Consider the following 22,117-nt stretch of genomic DNA (forward strand, 5'->3'; position numbering starts at 1 on the left):
TCCGTTCGGTCACGGGCCGCTTTTGGTTCTCCCGCGGTACAAATAGAGCGTGTGCTGCTCGCCGGTTTCCTCCGACTTCACCTCCACCGAGCTCGCCGGAACAAGCCCGTGAACCGGGAACTGATGCGCCACGATGCGCGAGCCGGGCCGCATGTTTTTCAACTGGGCGACAAGCTTCTCGTTCTGCTCGGGCAACAGGTAGAGCGTCACCACATCGGCCTTGGCCAGATCGACGCCGAACAAGTCCCCTCGCTCGATCGTCACGAGCTTCTCGACGCCTTGCTTTTTGGCCTCTTGGCGGGCGATGGCCACCAGCTCGGCATCGATGTCGTAGCCCAGCGCGCGGCAGCCGTACTGTTTGGCGGCGGCGATCACGGTCCGCCCGTCGCCGCAGCCCAGGTCGTAGACGACGTCCGTTTTGGCCACTTCGGCCAGTTCGAGCATCCGCTTGACGACGTCGTGCGGTGTGGGCAGGTAGACGCCGTTCGGCACGCGAGGCTCCCGATCGGCGCCTGCGGCAGGCTCTCGCTCGGCGTCGTGCCGCAGTTTCGGCAATTCAACCGAGTAAGCGGGCGCTACGTCGGGCGGACGGTCTAAACGCACGTCATAGCAGTGCAATCGCGTGTTGCTTCGTAGATACAGGCGGCCGCCGGCAATCACGGGCGACGTGCCGCCGCGCGCCGGTTCATGATCGGGCACGGCAAATTCTCCTCTCGACCGGAACCCTTCCGAAGTTGCCGACAACAGAAGCGCTCGGCCCGCGCCCCCAAGCAAATGATGATCGTTTGCACCAAGGCGCCCGTGCTGTCGGCTTCCGGCACTTGCCCGCTGATCGAACCGGGGCCAGTCCCGGCGTCGGCGATGTAGAGATTGCCGGCCGCGTCGATGGCCAGACCGGTCGGCGCAGACAGACCGTTGGCGGCGACCGTGAGCGCTCCGGCGGTTGTGCCGCCGGCCAGCTCAGACACTTGATTTCCGGCCTGGTCGGCGATGGACAGGTGGCCGGCACTATCGAAGGCCAGGCCCGTGGGGCCCGGCAGGCCGTTGCTTCCCGCGACCACCAACACGCTCATCACGTTCGTGGTGGGATTGAACTGCAGGACGTTGCTGCCGCCGAAATTGGCGATATCGAGATTGCCCGACGAGTCGAAGGCCAAGCCGATCGGCCCGTTGAGCAGCCCGCTGGCGCCGTTCAGAAACGAGCCGTTGGCGCCGCCGCTCGCGTGCTAGGCGAAGATATTGTCGGGCGAATCGCTGGCCACGACCAATCCGGCCCGGGCGGTGGCGGCGGGCAGAACCAGCCACGACCAGCAGGCCAGTGCGGCGAAACGTAGAACAAGGCGGAAAATCGGTTCAAATGCGCCTTGCCCGCGAATCTCATTCACCATCGAGGCGAGCTGGCGGGTGAACATGAGAGACAACCTTTTATGGGCGGTAGCCGGGTCGTCTAGCGAACTGGTCACGGTTGCGCCCCAAGAGCGCCGCCGGTTGAAGCAGAATTCCTTCATCCGACGGATGAGGACCGTCGGTTCGGGGAATCGCGTCGGCGGGCACGGTCCTACGGCGCGCGATTGCCAACGACGCGTTTGGCCAAGAAAAATGCGGTGGCTCCGTCGGTTCGGCGGGGGCAAAAGGGCCGGCGAATCGGGCCATCGGGCCCGCACCGCGGTTCATGATCCGCGGCCCGTTTCATCGCGGTTTCAGCCTTGCTTCCGCTTCATCCAGAGTAGGCTCGTCATGCCAACGAGCAGCAGGCCGAACGTGCCCGGCTCGGGCACCGGCGACGGCTGCTCGATCGTCACCGTGCCGGGCGTACTGGTGAACGGTGCATAGACTGCGTTAACGCCACCGTTGTCCGCAAACCCGGTATTCCCATCCAGTCCGCTTGGGTTAGCATTCGCGAGAGGAACCAGGCTGATAGTGAAGATATCGCCGGCAACCGGCGGCAACGAGGTCACGCTGGTCACCGGCAGAAACGCCAAGAGCTTGTCGCTGATGGCCGTCAACAGAACGTTGCTTCCGTCAGCCGTCGCATCGCCACCAATGAACGTGTCGTTGAGAACATTCGTGGTCGTCGCGTTGCCCAGATTATTAAGGTCGAAGGTTTGATCAAAGCTGTTGCCGGCAAATACGTAGTTGGCGGCGGTGAACGTCGGATCGCTTGCGGGATCGAGCGAGTTCGTGAATTCCAATCTGGTCGGTCCGGTCGTCGCAATGCGAAACTCGAAACTAGTGCTCGCGATATTGGCGCCCGTGAGGTCGCCGGTGATCTCGACAGGCACATAGCCCGATGAACCGGCGGACAACAGCAGGTCGCCCACCGACACGATGACTCCCGCCTGCGCGGCGGAATTGGCGGAAATCAGCAGAAGCGCCCAACAGGCAATCAGCGATCGAAGTCGAAACATGGGATACCTCTGCAAGTGTCAATCAAGTAATTCAGCAAAGAAATTCAGCACGAACGTTCAAGTGCTACCGTCTCTTAGTCGTCCAGGTGCAAACCGCTGGCCAGGTGTCGGCCGACCGATTTGGCCGCCAACAGCCGATCGTTGGGCGTCACGGCCCCGGCGCCGTTGATGTCGGCGTTGAGCAATGGATTGGCGGCGGTGGCCACCTGGCCCACCGCGGCGGTGACGGCCGCCACGTCGGCCTTACTCACCTGGCCGATCAGGTCGCCGCCGCTGGAGGAGCCGGTCGTCGCGACGCCGCCGGTGGCGTTGCCCGTCACGTCGCCGAAGAGACGATAAAAGTCCTCTTCGATGTCGTGTTTGCCCGTGCCGTCGGGGTCGATGGTCAGCTTGTAATAGCCGTCGTCGAGAATCAGCTTCGTCCAATCGGCCAACAGGGCCGGCAGATTCTCGTTGCCGCCGATCCCGCCCGCGCCGAAATCGATCTCCATCACATGGTCGATCAGCGCGATGCGGTCCGTGAGGTCCACGTCGTTGATCAACGTCGCCCCGTCGAGTCCGTAGTGCGCGAGCCGCACGTGCGCGGCGTCGAGAGTCAGCGAGCTGACCGGCTCGTTGAACGTCACGTCGAGATAACGGATGTAAGACCGTTCGGACAATCCTTTCTCGACCACGAAGATGGTGGCCTGGGGCGCGGCGGGCACAGCGAACGTCTGCGTTACCGGCGGCGCGGAGTGCGACGTCTCGGCGATGCCGTTGCCGCTGATGCCCTGAATCGAGAAAGTGTAGGTGTGCTTCTGGCCGTCCGTCAGCCCCTGATATTCAGTTTGACCCGAGTAGACGCCCGCCACCGGTGTGCCGCCTGGGAGTGTGGCGATTTGTTGAATCGGGCCACCGTCGACCTGCACCGCCAGGAGAAAGGTCTCGATGCCGCTGCCGCCGGGGCTGGTTCCCGAATAGGCCAGCGTGAACGTGCCGACCGCGTTGGCGGCGTCGGCATTGATTTGCGTGATCGGCGGCGTGAGGTCGGGCACATAGGTGCTGGCCTCGATCACATTGGTGCCCTTGGCCTCGATGTTTCCGGCGGCATCGCGCGCCACACTGTGGAAGGCATAGGTGGTATTGCTTTGGGCGGTGAAGGTGGCCGTCAGTTTGCCGGCCGGCACAGTCGTCCACAGACTAAATGCGCCCAACGACGACGAGCCCGTTGGGGCCGAGGCGGCATAAATATCATAGGAGACGATGCCCGACGCCACACCGCCCGACACTGGGTCGGCGCCTGGATTTACCGTAACATTGAACGTCAGGCTCGACGCCCTTTGCGGCAGCGGCGCCACGGAACTGCCGGTGGGCGGGGTGGCATCCATCAACCAGCTTACGCTGGCGCCGCCGATGCCAAGATTTCCGCCGAGGTCTCGCACGTGGCTGGCGTCGACGGAGAGGATGTATGTTCCGTCGGCGGTCGTGAGCGTATCGAGGCCGGCGATGCGATAGGTGGCTGTCGTGCCGCTCACTAGCGAGATGGTCGCGCCGCTGTTGATCAGGTTTGTCCCGCCGTTGAGCGACAGAGTCACCGCGCTGAAGTCAAAGTTGGTCAGGTCGATCGGCTCCGAAAATGTCACATCGTCTGCGGCCAAGTCGACGTTGCGCGGCGAGGGACTGACCGGGCCAATCGAAACCACGGTCGGGGCGGCGGCTTTGATCGTGAAGGTCGCCGGCGTCAATTCAAAGACCGTGCCATTTCCATTGTCGCTGCCCGACGTGGTGCCGTAGAAAAGGCCGCTACGGCTATCGAAAGTCAGAGGCGCGTAGGGACTGGCGCCGTCGGCTCCGTGGAATTCGACGAGGGTGTTGAGCACGCCGGCGGTGGGATTCAACTCGAACACCGTGCCGTGGCCATTGTCGCCCCCTTGGGAGGCGGTACCGTAAAGATTGCCGCTGCCGTCCATGGTGAGGCCGGCGTATGGATAGGCGCCGTTGGCGCCGTTGAACATGGCGAGTGTCGTCAGGACCGTCGCGCCGTTGGTTTGGGTCAGCTCAAACACCGTACCTTCAGAGTTGGCGTCTCCGCCATAGTAGGTGGCGCCATAAAGATTGCCACTGCCGTCCATGATGAGGCCGGCGTAAGGAGTAGCCCCGTTGGCGCCGTTGAAGGTGGCGAGAGTCGTGAGCAGACCCTTGCTAGGATTCAGCTTGAAAACCGTTCCATCGGTGTCGCCGCCACCAGACGTGGTGGTGCCGTAGAGATTGCCGCCGCCGTCCATGACGAGACCGGCGTAAGGATAGGCGCCGTCGGCGCCGCCAAAAGTGTAGAGGGTCGTGAGCGCGCTCGTGCTGGGATTCAATTCAAACACGGTGCCTTCGCCATTGGCGCCACCACCATAGTACGTGGTGCCGTAGAGATTCCCGCTGCCGTCCATGATGAGACTGGCGTAAGGAGTAGCCCCGTTGGCGCCGTTGAAGGTGGCGAGGGTCGTGAGCAGGCCGGTGCCGGGATCCAGCTTGAAAACCGTGCCTTGATTGTGCGTGCCGTCGCCGAGCGTGGTGCCGTAGAGATGGCCGCCGCCGTCCATGATGAGACCGGAGTAAGGATAGGCGCCGTCGGCGCCGCTAAATGTGTAGAGGGTCGTGAGCGCGCCCGTGCTCGGATTCAGCTCGAACACCGTGCCTTCGCCATTGGCGCCACCGTTGTACGTCGTGCCGTAGAGGTTGCCCTTGCCGTCCGTGACGAGACCGGCATAAGAATTCGCGCCGCTGAAGGAGACGATGCTCGCGAAGGAAGCGGCTGTCGTGGCGCTGTTCCCCGCGTTGTCGGTGGCGGTGGCACGGGCCAGATAGCTGCCGACGGAGAGCGCCGTGGAAAACGTGTAATTGAACGGTGCGGCGGTTTCGGCGGGTCCAGCGTCAACCCACGAGACACCGCCATCGGCGCTGTATTGGAACTGAACGCTCGCCAGACCGCTGCCGCCGGAGTTGTCCGCGGCGATAGCCGAAAGCGTCGGTTGGTTTCCATTGACCGCGACCGTGATCGAGACGGTCGGGGCCTTGGTGTCGATCAGGAAGGTGACAAGATTGCTTTGCCCGAGATTGCCGGCGCCGTCCGCTTGGCTGGCCTGCGCGGTGTAGACGCCGTCCGGCAGCGCGCCAGACTCGGACGCGCCTGCCTGCACGGAATAAAAACCGCCGTTGGCCCTGGTCGGCAAGGTCTCTTCCAACGTACCGGTCGTGTCGGCGCCGCTGTAGATGTAGACGTTGATCCTGTTGGTGTCGCCGCTGGCGGCGCCTGCCACGCCGCTGATGGTTGGTTGGCCGTTATTGCCGACGCTGCCGGCCGCCGGGGACGTGATCGAGACGATCGGGGCCACCGTGTCGATGGTGAATGAGACAGGTACGGCGGTGAAGCTGTCGCCTGCGCCGTCGGTGGCGATCGCCTGCGCCTCGTAAGCGCCGTCGGGCAAAGGGCTGGTGAAAGAAAAACTGAACGGAGCGGCCGTTTCAGCAACCCCGACATCGTTCCAGGTGATGCCGCCGTCACTCGTGTACTGGAACTGCACACTGTAGGCGCCGCCTGACGTGATCGCCGACAGGGTCGGCTCGTTATTGTTGGTGAGAGTGCCGTCGGCCGGCGCCGTCATGGTCACCGGCGACAGGACGGCGGCATTGCCCGCCGTGCTGGCCAGGACATCGCCGGGGCTGTCGCTGACCGTCACGTCGATTGGATAGGAACCCGCCAGGGCGTAGGTCTGCGTGCCCGACACGTCGAAACCACCCGTGCTGTTGGCAGTGACCGTGCCGGCCGACGTTGCGCCGTCGCCCCAATCGATGCTGGCCGTGAAGTCACTGGCCGCGGCGGCCTGGTTGGTGTCGGTAAACGAGGCGACTATGCCCGTGAACGGTATATTCGTCGTGGCCTGAATGTCGACGCCAATGCCTGTCAGGGGCGAAGGAGGCCCGACGTTGATGGTGAAGCTCCCATATTGTGCGTCGAGAAAATCGTAGAACGTCTGCGTCTGGCTGCCGGGCGAATTGAAGGTGTATCCATCGATCTGACCCACACCTGCGTAGACGTAGATATAGCCGTAACCATATAGGTAAAGGTAGCCGTTGTAGGTGGTATCCAGCGCACTTCCGAAACGCGCGTCGAATTGCAGATTGAATGGCTGGCCGGCATGGACCTGGTTGATGGAGTGGCCGGCCTGATCGAAGGTGGCGACGGTGATGACGCGCTGAGCGCTCACGGTCCAAGAGAATGGCGCAGTCAGGGTCGTGACGCCGTTGGTGAGCGCGACGGTTACCGCGTCGACGCTGCTCTGCGACACCGCGATCGTGCCGCTGATGACGCCGGTGACCTTGTCGATGGTCAGACCGGTGGGCAGGCCGGTGGCGGAGAATTGCAACGGCTTGTCGTGGACGTTGGCGCTCTGAATCGGCAACGTGACCGCGTCGCCGTTGTTATTCGTTTGATTGCCAGGATTGACGAGGCTAAAGTCAGGCGCGACCGTCCACCGGAAGGTGGTCAGCGCGGTGCTCGTTCCGTCCGTGGCGGTAATCGTGACCTGGTAAGGCGTGTCGGCGACCGCTCGATCAGTGATGGTTCCGGAAATCGAGCCGGAATGGGCGTCAATGTTCAGACCATCGGGCAAGCCGCTGGCCGCGAACGTCAACAGGTTTTCGCCCACTGTCGCTCCCAGCGTGTGAATAGCGAGCGGCACGATGGTCGTTCCGGCCAGGCTTGTTTGATCGTCGATCTGAAAGAGGATGAGCGTTGCGTACTCGATGTTGGTCACCGGGCCCGCGACGCGGGGCGCCACGTCGTGTGCCAGGTCGAATGGTTCCGAGCCCGTCAAGCCGGCGGCCGAGTAATCGAGCGTGTCGAAGCCCGGTCCGCCGTCGAGATGGCCCGAGAGCGACCCGCTACGTTGGAATGCGAAGGTATCGGCGGCCATGCCGCCTTGCAGGCTGCCGACGCCGGCGAAAGAAACATTCCCATCGACCGTGCCGCTATCGGCGCCCGTGATTTGCCAGGAGTCGGCAATGTCTGGCCCGACGAGCAGGTTGCCACCGGAACCGCCCGCGATGGCGATCGTGGCCCGCGTATCAAAAACTTTGATTAGGGCCGGAGCTAGGCCGGAAACCAGCGTGTTGCCGCTCTCGTCAAGCGACACGCCGATGGTTCGTCCCGTGCCGTCGGCGGAGTCGTCCACCACGACGGGCAATGGGGGCTGCGCGGAATTATTCGCCAGAATATCGATTTCGCCGTGAAGCGCCTGCACGCTGCCGGCGTTGCCCAGCGCCAGGTGCGTCGCCGGGCCGTCGCTGAGAGTCAGCGGACCATCGGTGCCCTGCACATAAAGCTGGGTGTAACCGGGGCCAATTGTGGTGCCGCCCGCGCCCGTGTCGGTCACCGTGAAGGAGCTACTGATTCCACCCGAAACGGCGAGGTGCGTGGTGGCGGCTTCATAGTCGATCTGCCCGGGGGCGTCATAAGGAGAATAAGTGCCCGTCAGCGCCTCGAAGCCATTGCCGGCGGCGGCCAGGTTGATGGCGGTTGGTGGATTGGAGTCGTTGTATGCGACCGTCAAATCGGTGGAGTCGAGCGGTCGGGCCGGATCGGCTTCGACCGTGATCGGCGCGCCATCCGGGTAATAGCTGAAGAGCACATGAACCGCGGCGGCGCCGAAGATCGCCAGCGATGGCGCCGTACTGAACGCGTCCTGCGTGACGTCGACCGTGCCGCCCGCCCCGGCGAAGAGTCGGGTGCCCACCGGGCTGTAGGTCACCGTGAAATGGCTCTGCGCGGCCCCCCGTATGTCGAGCGGGAGCGGCAGAGTGCGGTTGTTGAAGGCGTAGCCCAGGTAAATCGGGTGCGGCGTATCGAATTCGAGCGGATAATATCCAACGAAGTTGTTGTTTGCGTCGGTGCTCGCCGGCCCGAGTGAGAGGGTGCCCTGAGTGGGCATCGAATTAGCGTGATCGTCGATCGTCGTCGGCACGGCGGACGTGTATTCCAGCGCGATCGACCCTGAAATGCCATCGAGGCTGCCGCCGCCAATCATTACCGACGCGACCGAAAACGCGGACCTTGCGAAACCGCTGTCTGGATAATCACGTCCCAACCATAGCGTGCCGGTCGTGCCGGTAACGGCGACCGCTCCCGAGGCGACGGCCGCGTCGGCCGTGGTAATCTCCGTCGTCGCACTGGACGGTGTGTTCTGAATCAAAGTCGAGATGGCGTCGTCGCGGGGCAGTTGCAGGCTGAGTCCGTAATCCTTGATGAGGCCCGAGAAGTTGGGATCGACCTTCACGCCATCGGCCAGATTCTGAAAGTGGACCGTTCCCCCGGCGACTCCCGTCAATTGCGAGTCGGTGAGCACGACGTCGGGCGGATTCTGCGGCGTCGACACGGCCGCGGAGTCGGCCACGATGCGCAATGTGGCGTTCGTCACACTGACGTCGGCGGTCACCGTGTCGCGCAGGCTCGAACCGGCCACGCCGTTGTTGACATAGAGGGTGGGGTCCAAGGTGACCCGCGTGTTGGCGCCGCTGCCTTGCACGTCGATGGGGCCATAGGCGGCGCCGATGCTGACCGTCGCGGCACTGGCCTTTGGATTAGCGATGTAATGCACGGCCCCGCTCAGCGTGTTTTCGATCTCGAAGCTCGCCTCGGTCCGTTGCGGATCGTACTCGGCGTCGTAGAAAAATTCCGTATTGGGGCCGGCAAAAACGATGTCCCCGTTGAGAAGCCCGCTGCGGTCGGCCAAGTCAGATTTAAGGTAATAGTGCCCGGCGTCGTCGGTGTTCGCATAGATGCCAGACGGTCCCGAGTAGACGCTCTCGCTCGACCGGTCGACGACAAGCGGGCCCAGCCCGATGCCCGTATATTGGAACGTAATCGGCTGCGAATAATCAGGCTGGTAATGGTTGCCCTGATAAAACACCTGACCGATCGTGCCAACGTCGTCGACCGTGCCGTCGGGATTCAGCCGGCGACCGATGGTGAGAGCGAAATTGCCGGTCACGTTCAGCCGCGGCAGCGCCTTGCCCATCACGTACACGCTGGCCGGCGTGCCGCTGGTGGCCAGATTCTGGATCAGCGTTTGATTGAGACCGACCGGCGTGGGCAGCAGCCCGTAAAAGCCGCTCTGCTGCACCGCGGCCAGGGTGGCCGGAGTGTTCTCCACGTCGAACTGATCGACTGGGCTGCCGATGATCACGAAGTCGTCGTGCAACGATGCGTCGAACGACAAGGTTGGCCGGGTCGCGCCGAGCGCCGTAGTCCAGCCGGTCAGGCTCGTGTCGGTCAAAGTCATGATGCCCGGCAAGGTGCCCCGCCCATCATCAACGGTGAGCTGGACTTGCTGGACCGCGACGTTGCCTTGGATGTTGGCCATAAGTCCCGCTCCGACGCTCACGCTCGTCGTTGGAATGCGGTTGTCCGCAATCTCGCTGCTAGAAAAACTCGCGCCAGGAAAAGACTCCTGTCCTCCAATAAGTAAAAAAGCGTCTTGGTAGTAATCAAAGCCCAGTTCATGCTGCCCGCTAACGGTCACAGCCGACTGTGGATTGACGCCGCTGAGATTCACGGTCGTCTTGCCGAAAGCGATCGCGGGAGCGACCGAGCCGCCGAACGAAAGCAAGAGCTCTTGTAGCAAGGCGTAATTAGGGTCCGCGGCGGTGTAATGGAAGGCGCCTCGCAACTGCGAGGCGTCGAGGTTCACAGTGTTGTCGATCGGCACAGGATGCGACGTGACCGTGAAAATGCGTTCGTACACGGTGAGCTGCCCGTAGGGCAGCGGCCCAACCGTGTAGTAACCGGTGTTGGGAGCCACGTTATCGTCGTGACGTAAGACGTAGCCTCCGCCCGCATAGGTCAGGGAACTGTCGTTGTAGTCCACATTGTCGCCGAGATAGTCGAGCGGTTGGGCATCCAGGATCGTGGCCGGAGAATCTTCGATATTGTAGAAGTAACTGAGGCGATCCTGATCCGGCAACTGCGCATTGGGAATTAAGACCGGGGCGGGTGAGTGCAGATTGTAGACCCAGCCGGAGGGCGGATCTTGCTGCAGGTATGCTGTCGCATAGCCAGCGACAAACGCGCCAAACCAAGCAACATCGTCTAATTCGAACCCATACGATGCCGCGGCGGGCTTCGCAGCCGTTGGCGCCACTTTGAAATTGGTCGGCTGAGTAAGATTCAGACTGTCCTGCGGCATCGAGCCCAACAGGTACAGCGTGTTGAAGATCGAGAAGACGCTCTCGTTGGGGCCATCGGGCTGCATCGTCGCGGCGCCGGAGCGGGCCTGCACGGTAAACTGATTGGCCGCCGTGGGGTTCATTCCCGATAGCCGCACCGTGCCATCAAGGTAAATTGTGGCCGGCCCGGTGTGCCGCAAGTCAGCGGCAACCGACCCGCCCGGCAGGTCAATCGTCACCTGGTCCCGACTTCGGTAGCCGTTGATTTCGACCGATAGCCCCACGGTCTGGTTGGCGAACAGCAAATTGCCGATCTTATTGTTGCCGATCGTGTAAGCCGCACCGGCCGGATCCTGATTACCGTCGAGCACGACTTGCGTCGCGGCATCCGAAGCGCTGCTGAAATTGACGAGCATCGACGCGTGCAAGCCTTGCAGGGTCTCGGGCTTGGTGATCGTGCCGTCGTGCAGCAGCCGCCAACCCATGAACAGCGCGAAGTCGCCGTTGAGCACGCCCCCCGTGCGCATGTCGTAAACGGCGTCCCGCGTGGTCGAGGCATTGTTGATCGTAACCGGGAGAGCCTCTTCCAAATCGAACCGATCTCCCGCGGCGGCGTCAATGGTCAGGGAAGTCAACGCGTCGACCTGCAGTACAGGGGCCAAGCTCGTGCCGGGGATTTCCCAGCCCGAGACCATACTGTCGGTCAGCGTGAGAATGCTGGCGATCGAAGCGGCCGAATTATCGATGACGAGCTTTGCATTGCGGACGGTTGCGTTGTGCTCGATCAGAGCCAATTGGCCGGTGGCGAACGTCACTTTGGTATTGGCGTTTCCCCCGTCGATTGTTACCGCGGCCTGTGGGCCAGCCTTGGCCAGCGTGATGTTATTCTGGTTCGAGTTGTCTCCCAGCGCGTTGACGTTCAACGCGCCTGCCAGCAACGAAGCGTCGATATACACCTGATTCGGGCTAGGAGCGAGCAGGTCGACCGTGAGACTGTCGGACGACATCATGCCCGCCACCAGGAACACCGGCTCGTTCGACGACGTGATGCGAAAGGTCGAGGGCACGGTCGCATCGGGCTGCATCGTCACGCCGGCGGCGTTGGTGGTCACGGTAATATTGTTGGCCGCCGTGGCGCCCGCGGCCCGCGTCGAGCCCTCGACGTAGATGGGGCTCAGCGACGTTTGGGTCAGGTCGGCATTGACCGAGCCGCCGGGCAGGTTGAATAGCAGCCAGTCCTGGATGCGGAAGCCGTAGATCATCACGCTGAGCCCGACCGTGGTATCGTTGACGACGAAGTTGCCGTTGCCGCCGATCGTGTAACTTTGCCCCGCGGCGCCCCAAAACGCGACCGACGAGGAATTGCTATCGGCGTGGCTCAAATTGAGGGTCACCAGCAAGTTGGCCAGTCCTTGCAGGTCGTTGACCTGGGTAACGCTTCCGTCGGCCGACAGCCGCTCGCCCAAATCCAATGCGAAGTCGCCGTTGAACGTCAGCGGCGCCGACGCCCCCACGAGGTACACGTAATCGAGCGTGCTGGAAAGATCGTTGAATGTGGCGCCGTTGATTCCCGGCGGCGTCTGCTCCAGACCCAACTGATCGCCGGGCCCGAGGTTCACGACGAGGCCCTGCTCAAGCCGGGAATACGTCAAAGTGGACATGTTGGCCGGATAGCCCCAACCGCTGAACGTCGTGCCGGTCATCACCAGATTGCTGCGCGACGCGGCGGCCGAGTTATCGATCGTGAGGATGGCGTTTGCCACGGTCACATTCCCTTCGATGGGGGCGAGTTGACCGGTCCCGACGGTGACGGTCGAGGTGGTGCTTCCGCCATCGATGCTCACGGTGGCCTGCGCGCCGACCTTCGATAGTTGGATGTGATTGAAGTCGAAAGAGAGTCCCAGGGCGGCGACGTGCAGCGCGCCGACGAGCGCGGACGCGTCGAGTGAGACCTGGTTGGTGTTGCCCGGCAGTGGGGCCGAAACGTCGATCGTGATGCTGTCGGAGGTTTGCAAGTCTGCCATCACCACGTCCGGGTCGCCCGCCGCGCGGATGCGAAAGCCCGCCGAGCCGGACGCACCGTAACCATCAGTCGTGATCGTGGAGCCGTTCCCTTGCGCTGGCGTGGTCATCGTGACAACTTCGCCGAAACCATCCTGGCGACCGGTCGTATCCAATATAATGGTGCCGGCGGCGGTCCCCAGATCGGCGATGCTCGCGGAGCCACCGTGCTCACGGATCGTCAATGTGTCGTCGGCCGACATGCCGAAGACGCTCGCCGTGAGACCCGTGGAGCTATTGGCGATGGCGACGCCGTGCTCGGTATTGGTGATCGAAGGATTTTTGGCGTCGGGATAAGTTTGCGTCAGCGCGCTCAGCGCCAATGACGCCAAGTCGCCGCTGGCGCGCGTCTCCAAGTCGATGGCCCGACTGCCGGCGCCGCCGGCCACGTCGATGGTCTCTTGGCTGATTCCCGCGCCGCTCAGGTCGCCGACGGTAATCGACGCCGACCGGTCGTGGCCGTTGACGATCAACTGCGAAATGCCCGCGATCAGAGCGCTGCTGTCGGGGGCCGACGAATCGTTGATTTGCACGTGCAAGGCGCCGTTGCTGGGAGTGACGCTGACCGAGGTCGTTGTCTTTTGGGCGACGATTTCGAGGGTGTTGTTGCCGGGCGTGCCGTCGTCAAGGGTGATGCTCGCAAACGCTCCCGCGATGATGAAGGTGTTGTTGCCCTGCACGTCGCTGATCAGATTGCTTCCGGGTCCGGTGGTGATGGTGTCGTTGCCCGGCCCGCCGACCAGATTGTTGTACCCGGCGCCGCCGGTGAGGACGCTGTCGAGCTGCCCGGCCGACAAGTTCGCCTGTCCCGTTCCCGAGTAGGTCAGATTGGCGTGTCCCTGGCCGCCGTTGAGACTGACGCTCGACTCGACTCCCTGCATGACGTTGATGGTCAGGTCGCCCGCGTCGCCGACGCCGATGATGTTCTTGACGTGGTGAATGATCTGCGACGTTTTGAAGGCGTCGATCTCGATCGTCTCGCCGCCGATGCCGTCGCTGTCGTCGCCCAGGTGCCGAATGGTGTAGTTCTCGTTGCCATCCGTTTGGTCGACGCCCTGACGGCGACCGGCGCGGCTGCCGATATCGAGGTTCACGTTTCCGTTTGAATCGGCCTCCGCCAAAATGATCGGCGGCGGTGTTTGTGGATTGAATGAGAAGATAACCGTATGTGCAATGTCGAAGTGTTTCTCGTAGCCGATGAACCCTGCCGGCCAAACCGTAACTCCGATCTTGACGTCGATCCCCAAGCCGGCATCCAGTTCGCCGCTGGTCTTGAAGGCCGCCAACGGGTTGCTGGGCACTTCGCTGAAGCGCAGTTTCCCGTCATTGTCGGGATCGTTGATGGTGACGCTCACCGGGTCTTGGCCGCCGTTGCCGGTACTGACTCCCCCGCCCACCGAGACGCTGAAGAACCCCAGGGAGACGCCCGCGCTGGCGCCGATGTTGCCGCTGATATCCAAATGCGAATCGTCCGCGACGTAAAAGCCATCGGTGATGTCGCTGGCGACGTCGCTGCCGGTGAGCGTGCCGGCGGCGGCTTGGTTGATCATTTCGCGCAGGCCGTAGGTGTCGTAGGCGAACGTGAACTTCGCGTCGACCTTGACCTCGCCGCCGAAAGTGACGCCCATTCCGGCCACCGAGAAGTCGGCGACATTCTCCTGGGCGTGTAACTGCTCGGTGGCCGTCAAGGAGAATAGATCGGAATCCTTGCCCAAGAGCATGTTGAACACCGCCTGGCCGGGATTGTTCAAGATGGGGAATTCCAGGTCGATGCCGTTGTTCAGTCCCGACGTGGTCAGTCCCGACGTGAGCTGGTTGAGGCCGTCCTTCACGCTTTGCGGCACGTTCAGCCCCGAGACGAAATCCGCGAACGCTTGGCCGGGTTGGATATTGCCTGGGTCAAGGCTGGTCAGGTTTGTCAGGCTGGCATTGTTGACGTCGCCGGCCGACACCGCGGTCCGCAGGTCGTAGTTGTCGAGGTTGAATCCGCCCAAGGGGATGGCGATGTTCCCCGAGCTCACCGTCACGCCGTTGACGTCCGTAATGAACTTGTCGAGGTCGCCGATCAAATCGGCCAAGGGGCCGAAACCGGGGCCGAGAGAGGGGGCGACCAACTTGGCCAGGCCGAGCAGGGTCACGTCGTTGCCGCCGACGAGGTGGCTCAAGTCGGAAAGCACCGGCAACGGCGCGTTGAGCACGTCGAAGACCGGCTGCAACGGCCCGGTTACATCTTGGATCGTGGTCAGTACCGGGGCCAGCATGTTGCGCAAGAACGAACCCAGGTTCAGGCCGACGTTGTCGAACGAAACCTGCGGTTCGCCGGCGGCGGGGTTGGAACTATCAAACGACCAATGCAGGTGAAACTCGGCGCCGATCGAGGGAAAATCGGTGCTGCTCACGCCGCTGAACCCACCGGTCAATTGCAAATTGGCGTCGGCTTGAAGGGTCAAGGCGACCGTCGGCGTGGCGTCGAGGTGGTCGGCCACGATGCCCGCCACAAGCGACGTAGGCATCGCCGCGATGGGCGTCAAGCTGCCTTGCACAAACCCGAGCGTGGCCGTGGCGTTGAACCCAGCGGGCAACGAGGCGTCGACGGTCACCGCCATTTCGTGGCCCTTTCCGGGGCCGGCTGGCAAAGTGCCTGTAGGGCTCGCACTATCCAGAAACGTAGTACTTGTCGTGGCGTTGTAGCCGAAGGCCAGCTCGAAATCGAAGCCGGCTGTGACCTGAATGCCGCCATTGGCGCTCACCTGCAATGGCAAACCCGGCAGTCCCGTGTTGAAATTCCCGCTCGAGTTCACCAGCGTTTGCGCGACGTGCAACCACATTGTGACCTCGAACCCGCCGCTGCCGAAGGTGCCTGGATCGATGACCACGTCAGTCAGATCGGTGGAGGAACTGCTGGAGAGGTTGCCGGTCTGGTCGGCCAAAATCTTCAAACCGGCGGAGCCCAGGGCCGGGCCGAGCGCGTTTTGCACGGCGGCGTCGAGATCGGCCGGGGTGGCGTAGTCGGTGTTGCCCAGAGCATTGAGCGCGTCGTGAAGCTGAGGGCCGAACCGGCTGACGACCTGGGCCGCGTCACCCAGCGTGTTTCCCAGAAAAGGGAGGCTGGAATTCGTGCCCGTCTGATACGCATCCAGCAACGACGTCAACTGTGTCTGCAGGCCGGCCAGCTCGGTGTTCAGGCTGCTGGCGACCGTGCTGAACGGCGTGGTGGAGAGCAGCCTTCGGTTCTCCAGCGGCTCCATAGCGGGGCGAAACCATCTTACGCTCAGCTCGGAGGGATTGGATGCCGGACGCGCGCCCGTTCGTGGCTTGTTCCGGCGGGTTTTGCGATTTCGTCTTCGTTTGGCGAGAAACATCGAGTGGGATCCTCATCATCTTGAGTCGGGAGGCTCTATGCAGTTGGTCACGGAACGCCGGCAAGAGCGCCGCGCTAAAATCCGTGATTTTATAAAACGAAGACGTACACCTCGTCGTTTCGGTTTGCGGCGTAAACGCGATCGCAATCGACGCGGCGGGTGCGGCCTACGTGGCCGGGAACACCGGCTCGACGAACTTCGCTGGCCACGACCAATCCGGCCCGGGCGGTGGCGGCGGGCAGAACCAGCCACGACCAGCAGGGCAGCGCGGCGAAACGCAGAACAAGGCGGAAAATCGGTTCAGATGCGCCTTGCCCGCGAATCTCATTCACGATCGAGGCCAGTTGGCGGGTGAACATGGAAGGTATCCTTTTGGGGGCGGTAGCCGGGTCGTCTAGCGAACTGGTCACGGTTGGGACCCAAGAGCGCCGCGCGGTTGCGATTTATTTGAGGATGGCCGGCCCAGAAGGGAGATGGTCGTTCCGGTCGACTTCGGTCTGCCAGCAGCTTTAGAGATCGTCCCGCTTTTTTCGCGGCGTTTTTGGCCGTGAATACCGACCCCGAAGGGGTCACACTCATCAGCCCAGGGCAACGCCCTGGGTTTGCAGGCACATTGCATTCTGGCACCCCAACGGGGTGCGACCGGTAGAAATCGGCCACCGCGTCGCGCCCTTTCAGGGCTACCTTGTTTGTCTCGGACCGATGACCCAGGGCGTTGCCCTGGGCTGATGAGTCACGCCGCTTCGCGGCTACGGCGGCCTTCGGCCTTACCCATCTGTCCAGAAAGCAGGACAGTTCTGTCCAGAAAGCAGGACAGTCTCTTTAGCTGGGCATGAAAACACCGCGTGGTTCACTTTGGCGTTAGCGCCGCTTTATCGAGCTCGATTCGCAAAGGCCGCTCGTCGCCGGCCGCCGCCGGTGGATAAGCCGGCAGATCCCAGTCCAGGCCCAGTCGCGCCAATTCCGCGCGGATCGCGCGCAGGTCCCAGACGTGAGTCGACTGCTGGGACCAGATCACACTCGCCAAATGCACCCCGTCGCCGCTAAAGCAGAGCCAGCGCGCGGGATCCTGCTCGGGATGGTCCACGCGCGCGAATTCCCGGCCCGTCGCCGGGTCGACCAATCGAATCGCCCCGTAGCGGGTATCCATCGCCAGCAGGTTGGTCCTTGTCACTTGCCAGCCAATAACTTCTTTGCTTCATCGAGCAGCGGCTCGCACTCGAGCGGCTCATGCCAATTCCGCCAGCCGGGTCGGCTATCGGTGAGATCGTCGAACTCTTCGCGGTTGGCCTGGTCGATCCAGCGGATTACCTCGTCCAGGGCCTGCCGCGCCCCGTCGATATTCCCCAAGCGATGGCGGGCCATGGCCAAAAAACACAACGCCAAGGGCCGAAGATGACCAACCTTCGCGGCCGCCTCGAGTGAGCGGGCCGCCGCGGCGTAATCGCCGGCGCGGTAGAGCGCGGCGCCCGTCTCCGCCGGGCAAGCGCCGCGGGGTGCGTCGGCGACCTGGACCAGTGGCAAGAACCGGGCCGCATCCGGAATCGTGTCCGGCCGCAGCGAACAGGCCACCAGAACATCGCGGGCAACGTCCCGCTCATGCGTTCTTTCGAAGCGTGCAAACAGGGAATCGCAACTTTGCCGGTAGGCCGCCCCTTCGCCCGACGCGAGGTGGGCGACGGCCGCAAAACGCCCCATCATCGAGTCATTCGGTTTGAGCTCACTGGCCTGGTCAAATTCGGAGGCGGCCTGCGCCCACTGGCGGCGGCCAATGTGGATGTAGCCGCGATTGCGGTGGACTTCCAAAGCGATTTGCGGATCATCCGGCAGGCGCTTGAAAGCCTCGGCATATTCGACCTCCGCTTGGGAAGGCCGGCGCATGCCGGCCAAGGCCCGGGCCCGCAAGACGTGGAGCCGCGGATCGTCCGGCGGCGGTGAGCCGTCGATCAGCAACTTGGCCTCGCGATAGTAGAGGTGGGCTTCCAACCAGTCCCACCAGGGCACCTCCCAGTGGCCGGTGGCCCCCAGATGATGCACCCATTCCGTTTCTCCCGGCGAACGATATATTTGCTCCGTCCAATGATCGAGCACGCGGACCGCCGCGTCGAGCGACAGGCGGGCCTCGGCGGCCTGTCCCAGCCGGTGATGGGCCATGGCCAGAGGTGAATAGGCGAGGGTACGAAAGCTCCACTCTGCCTGGTCCGCCGCGAGCGATTCCTCGAGCCGCTCGACCGCCTGTTCATGCTGCCCGGCGCGGTAATGCGCCAGCCCCAAGGCATACAGCGCCGCCCAGTCGCCGCGGCTCCTGCCAACGACCGCCTGCCGGGCCAAGTCCACACATTGCTCGCGGTCGGCGTCGGCATCCGGGCTGAGGACGGTGGTACGAACCAGATCGAAGAGATAATGTGGGTCGTGCGTTCCACGAAAGTGCTCGCACATCCGATGGCTCACCTGACGGTAGCCCTGCGTGTCGCCGACGTGCAGGCGCAAGAGCGCGTTAAAATACCAGGGCCAAGTGACATCCGGCTCCCGCAACTCCAATTCGTGGCTAAAATCGGCGGCGGCCAAGTCCCACAGGCCCAGCCGCGTGTGTAGGTCGCCGAGCTCGCGCCACGCCGACGCATGATCCGGGCGCAAGCGGACGGCTTTCGCCAGGGCCGCCTGCGCGTCGTCCCACCGCGAGAGGCGGACGTATGCCCGGCTCCGGTCCAACAACCTATCGGCAGTCTTGAGCCCGTCTAAGTCATCGCGGATTTGCTCGGCGCGACGTTCGGCGAGCTGTTGCGCACTTTTTACGCGGTCCTTCTCCTCCTCGGTGCGCTTTTGCTCGCGACCGAGCCGCCAGGCCGCCACGCTGGCGACGACGGCCACCGCCACGACCAGGAGGGAAAGCATCGCCGCCGCCGTCCCCACCACCGCGCGGTGCCGGCGCATCCATTTCTTGACCTTCTGCGCCAGCGTCGGCGGCCGGGCGCGGATCGGTTCGTCTCTCAAATACCTTTGCAAGTCGTCGGCAAAGGCCTGCGCGGTGGCATAGCGCTCGCTGGGATCCTTCTCCAACGCCTTGAGCACGATCGTCTCGAGCTCGGCCGGGATGGCCGCATTCAAACGACGCGGCCGGCGCGGCTCCTCACCGGCAATCTGCCGCAGCAGCTCTTGCCGCTCCTGGCCATCGAACACCGGTTGCAAGGTCAACAGCTCGTAGAGCGTGGCGCCGAGCGAATAAATATCGGTGCGGTGGTCGAGCAGCGCCCGCTTGGCGAGCGCCTGTTCGGGGCTCATGTAGCGCAACGTGCCCAGCACGTCGCCGGTCATCGTCAGGCCGGCCTGACTCTGGCAATGCGCCAGTCCGAAATCCGCGACCCACAAGTTGCCGCGCGAATCGAGCAGCAGGTTGGCCGGCTTGATGTCGCGATGCGCCACGCCCAAGGCATGGGCGTGCTCCAGGGCCGCGGCGGCCTGCACCCCCAAGTTGGCCACCGTGCGGAAAAACTCGCGGCCCTTCGTCGAGGGGTAGGTGGCAGTCGCGGAGATCACCGTGTTCGACACGGGCATCTCGGCCGTGGCGGGGCTTGGAGGATGGCCTTCCCAGGCCGTCCCGTGGCTCGATTCTTCGCTGGACGGCCTAAGAAGGCCATCCTCCAACCTGGACGGCCTCGGAAGGCCATCCTCCACGGGTTGTTCCTTTGCCGCCGGCGCCCAACCTCCTGAAACCAGTTCGTCGGCCAGCGAAGCCAGTGCGACCGTTTCCAGCGGCGGCAGGCGACAACCCAGTCCCGCCCGAATACGCAGCTCGCCGATCAGGGCCGCCAGCGTCTGGCCATCGATGAACTGCATGGCGTAATAATGCACGCCGCGCTCGCTGCCGACACCGTAGACGGGCACGATATTCTGATGATGAAGCTGGGCGGCGGACTGGGCCTCATTTTTGAACCGCTGCAACTGCTTGGCGTCGAGTGCGGACGCGAAGGGCAGCACCTTGAGCGCCACCCGGCGTCCCAGCGAGATTTGCACCGCCTCGTAGACCACGCCCATGCCGCCACGGCCGATTTCGCGCACGATGCGGTAATCGCCCAGTGCGTCGGCCGGCCAAAACTCCGCCGCGCCGACCGGATTGCCAGGCCCCTTGGCGGCCGGATGCGCCATCTGCACGGCGGCGGCCTGCACAAACTCCAGCCCATCGAGACACTCGGCCAGCGCCGCGGCGATGTCGGGATAACGGGCCTGAAATTCCCGCCGGGCGGGCGGGCGGCCGGCCTCCACCGCGGCGGCGTACTCTTCCAGCGCCCGCACCACGCGCGGGTCGTCCGACGACGAACCGGCGGCCGGGCGGGGCAGAGTGGGTCGGACATCCTCAGTCGCGTTCATCGTTTTCTCCCATAGACCGCCGCAATTGCGCCAAGGCACGCGCCCACACGTTTTTCACACTATCGACGCTGCGCCCCATGCGGCCGGCAATTTCGGCGAACGTCAGGCCCTCTAAATGGCGCAGGATGATGACTTCGCGATAATCGTCAGGCAGCCGCTCCAACGCATCGGCCAGCAGCACCGCCTGCTCGCGCCGCGCGGCGCGCTGGCTGGGCGTGCTGTGCGGAGCGGCCAGGCCCTGATCGAGCGCTCGCGACGAACGATCGAGCTCGCCGGCCAGCTCGCGTTCCAGCCTCACATCGCGGCGTTGCGTGCCGCAGTAGCGCCGCACCAAATTCGCCAGCAGCCCCGCCAGGATTTGCCGCAACCACGAGACCAATTCAGCCTCCACGCTTCCCCGAAACTGGCCGAAGTGGCGGTGCGCTTCGAGAAAAGTGTCTTGCACCAGGTCGGCCGCATCGACCTTGCCTTGCAACCGCCTGCCGATCTGCAGCCGGGCCAGCAGCGAGAGATAGCCGCGATAGAGTTCCAAGAGTTGGCCCAGGGCCGCGCTATCGCCGCCGCGCGACAACCTCAAAAGCTCCTCGACGTCGGTTTCCGTGGCGCTGCTCATGGCGATCTCCCTCTTTAGTCCTGGTAACGATTAGACAGGAAAAGCGCCGCAAACGCAAATTTTAGCGATAGCACCGAGATCGCGAAACTCTGGAACCGGGTCCGGCGGGAGCGCGTCACGGCGTGGAGAGCGCCTCCACGATCTTGAGCACCTCTTGGGAGTCGCTCTCCGCACGCACGATGTTTCGCACGCAGGCGACACCGGCGAACATTTCTCCCTCCAAGCAACTGGTCACGGTCGGCGCCGGAAAGCGCCGCGAAGAATTCCAAAGATATTTTTCCGGCGGCTGCGTCACTCCCCGACCAGCCGCTCGATGTCTTCGCGCGAGACGGTGAACACGTCCATGTCGAGCGTCACCGCGCCCAGGCTCACCAGGCATTCCGTGAACAACTCGCGGGTCCGCTGCTCCAGGTCTTGCATGCCCAGGGAAGCGAATGCCGCCGGCTGTGCCGGCTGGCATTGGGCCTGGGGCCGCACTATATTGACAACTCACGCGACGCTGTCGCTCGACCAATAATCGCCTTGGCCCGATTGGTACAACGCAAAGATGACGCCCTCTCGGCAACCCCTGGTGTTGGCCATTTCGCTGATTGTGCTCGGTGGCGGCTGGCTGCTGAACAATCTGCAAATCGCACCGCAAGTCAATTGGATCTGGTGGAACGGAAGCCGAAAGAGTGACGGCTGAGGCATTGGTTCGCCTGAACGCTACTTGCCGTCCGGCTTCGTCGGCATGCGATACTCTACCGACAGCATCTCCGGCTCGGCCGCGGTCGTGATTTGGTATTCATGCGGCAGTCGATCGACGACCTCGCGCCGCTCCTTCTCGTCGCGGCCTTCGCGCCAGCGATCTACGACCTCGACTGGTCGAAAGCCGGCGGCCGTCGGATCGCGATCATCGGCGTCGACGCGGAAGCTCAACACGCCCACCGTGTTATTGCCGGTCATCTCATAGCGCATGAGCGCCCGAGTTGTCGCCGGCGGAAGCTCGTCGAAGCGAAAATACTCCGTGCGACCTTGGGTCGGCCCCGCGATACGGGCCGCCTCGCGCCAGGTGTGGGGCCTCACTTTCGGCCGCGCGACGTAGAATCGCGATCGCCGCCAAAAAAATCTTC

General features: G+C 63.4%; 12 protein-coding genes. 1 reads left to right on the forward strand and 11 read right to left on the reverse strand.

Annotation, left to right across the window (positions count from 1 at the left end; translation table 11 throughout):
• Positions 1–9: 9 nt before the first annotated feature.
• The 10 genes from VNH11_11910 to VNH11_11955 all read right to left on the reverse strand — a co-directional run bounded on the left by VNH11_11910 (position 10) and on the right by VNH11_11955 (position 21,482).
• Positions 10–699 (reverse strand): class I SAM-dependent methyltransferase, encoded by a 690-nt coding sequence (locus VNH11_11910; GenBank protein HVA47063.1) that lies wholly within the window; start codon positions 697–699, stop codon positions 10–12.
• Complete coding sequence (locus tag VNH11_11915) at positions 657–1,157, reverse strand: hypothetical protein (protein HVA47064.1); 501 nt, start codon at positions 1,155–1,157, stop codon at positions 657–659. The genes VNH11_11910 and VNH11_11915 overlap by 43 nt, the downstream gene beginning before the upstream one ends.
• A gap of 69 nt (positions 1,158–1,226) precedes the next feature.
• Complete coding sequence (locus tag VNH11_11920; GenBank protein HVA47065.1) at positions 1,227–1,412, reverse strand: hypothetical protein; 186 nt, start codon at positions 1,410–1,412, stop codon at positions 1,227–1,229.
• 288 nt (positions 1,413–1,700) lie between these two features.
• Positions 1,701–2,327: a PEP-CTERM sorting domain-containing protein gene (locus VNH11_11925; GenBank protein ID HVA47066.1), complete on the reverse strand. Its 627-nt coding sequence runs from the start codon at positions 2,325–2,327 to the stop codon at positions 1,701–1,703.
• A gap of 155 nt (positions 2,328–2,482) precedes the next feature.
• The gene (locus VNH11_11930; protein ID HVA47067.1) at positions 2,483–15,910 is read right to left on the reverse strand and encodes a choice-of-anchor tandem repeat GloVer-containing protein; all 13,428 of its coding nucleotides are present in this window, start codon (positions 15,908–15,910) and stop codon (positions 2,483–2,485) included.
• A gap of 203 nt (positions 15,911–16,113) precedes the next feature.
• Entirely contained in the window at positions 16,114–16,383 is a 270-nt protein-coding gene (locus tag VNH11_11935; GenBank protein HVA47068.1) for a hypothetical protein, read from the reverse strand.
• A 491-nt stretch (positions 16,384–16,874) separates the two neighbouring features.
• Positions 16,875–17,198, reverse strand: coding sequence for a hypothetical protein (locus VNH11_11940; protein ID HVA47069.1), 324 nt, complete (start codon positions 17,196–17,198; stop codon positions 16,875–16,877).
• Positions 17,195–20,392, reverse strand: a complete 3,198-nt coding sequence (locus VNH11_11945; protein HVA47070.1) for a protein kinase — start codon at positions 20,390–20,392, stop codon at positions 17,195–17,197. The genes VNH11_11940 and VNH11_11945 overlap by 4 nt, the downstream gene beginning before the upstream one ends.
• Complete coding sequence (locus VNH11_11950) at positions 20,379–21,005, reverse strand: sigma-70 family RNA polymerase sigma factor (protein HVA47071.1); 627 nt, start codon at positions 21,003–21,005, stop codon at positions 20,379–20,381. The genes VNH11_11945 and VNH11_11950 overlap by 14 nt, the downstream gene beginning before the upstream one ends.
• A 291-nt stretch (positions 21,006–21,296) precedes the next feature.
• A complete protein-coding gene (locus tag VNH11_11955) occupies positions 21,297–21,482 on the reverse strand; it encodes a hypothetical protein (protein ID HVA47072.1) in 186 nt (61 codons plus the stop codon).
• Between the two features lie 70 nt (positions 21,483–21,552).
• Between VNH11_11955 and VNH11_11960 the strand changes: the two genes are divergently transcribed.
• Positions 21,553–21,690, forward strand: a complete 138-nt coding sequence (locus VNH11_11960) for a hypothetical protein (protein HVA47073.1) — start codon at positions 21,553–21,555, stop codon at positions 21,688–21,690.
• 20 nt (positions 21,691–21,710) lie between these two features.
• Here VNH11_11960 and VNH11_11965 read toward each other — a convergent pair whose 3' ends face one another.
• Positions 21,711–22,070, reverse strand: a complete 360-nt coding sequence (locus VNH11_11965) for a hypothetical protein (protein HVA47074.1) — start codon at positions 22,068–22,070, stop codon at positions 21,711–21,713.
• Positions 22,071–22,117: the final 47 nt, after the last annotated feature.

The organism is Pirellulales bacterium (assembly GCA_035533075.1).
Lineage (GTDB): Bacteria > Planctomycetota > Planctomycetia > Pirellulales > JAICIG01 > DASSFG01.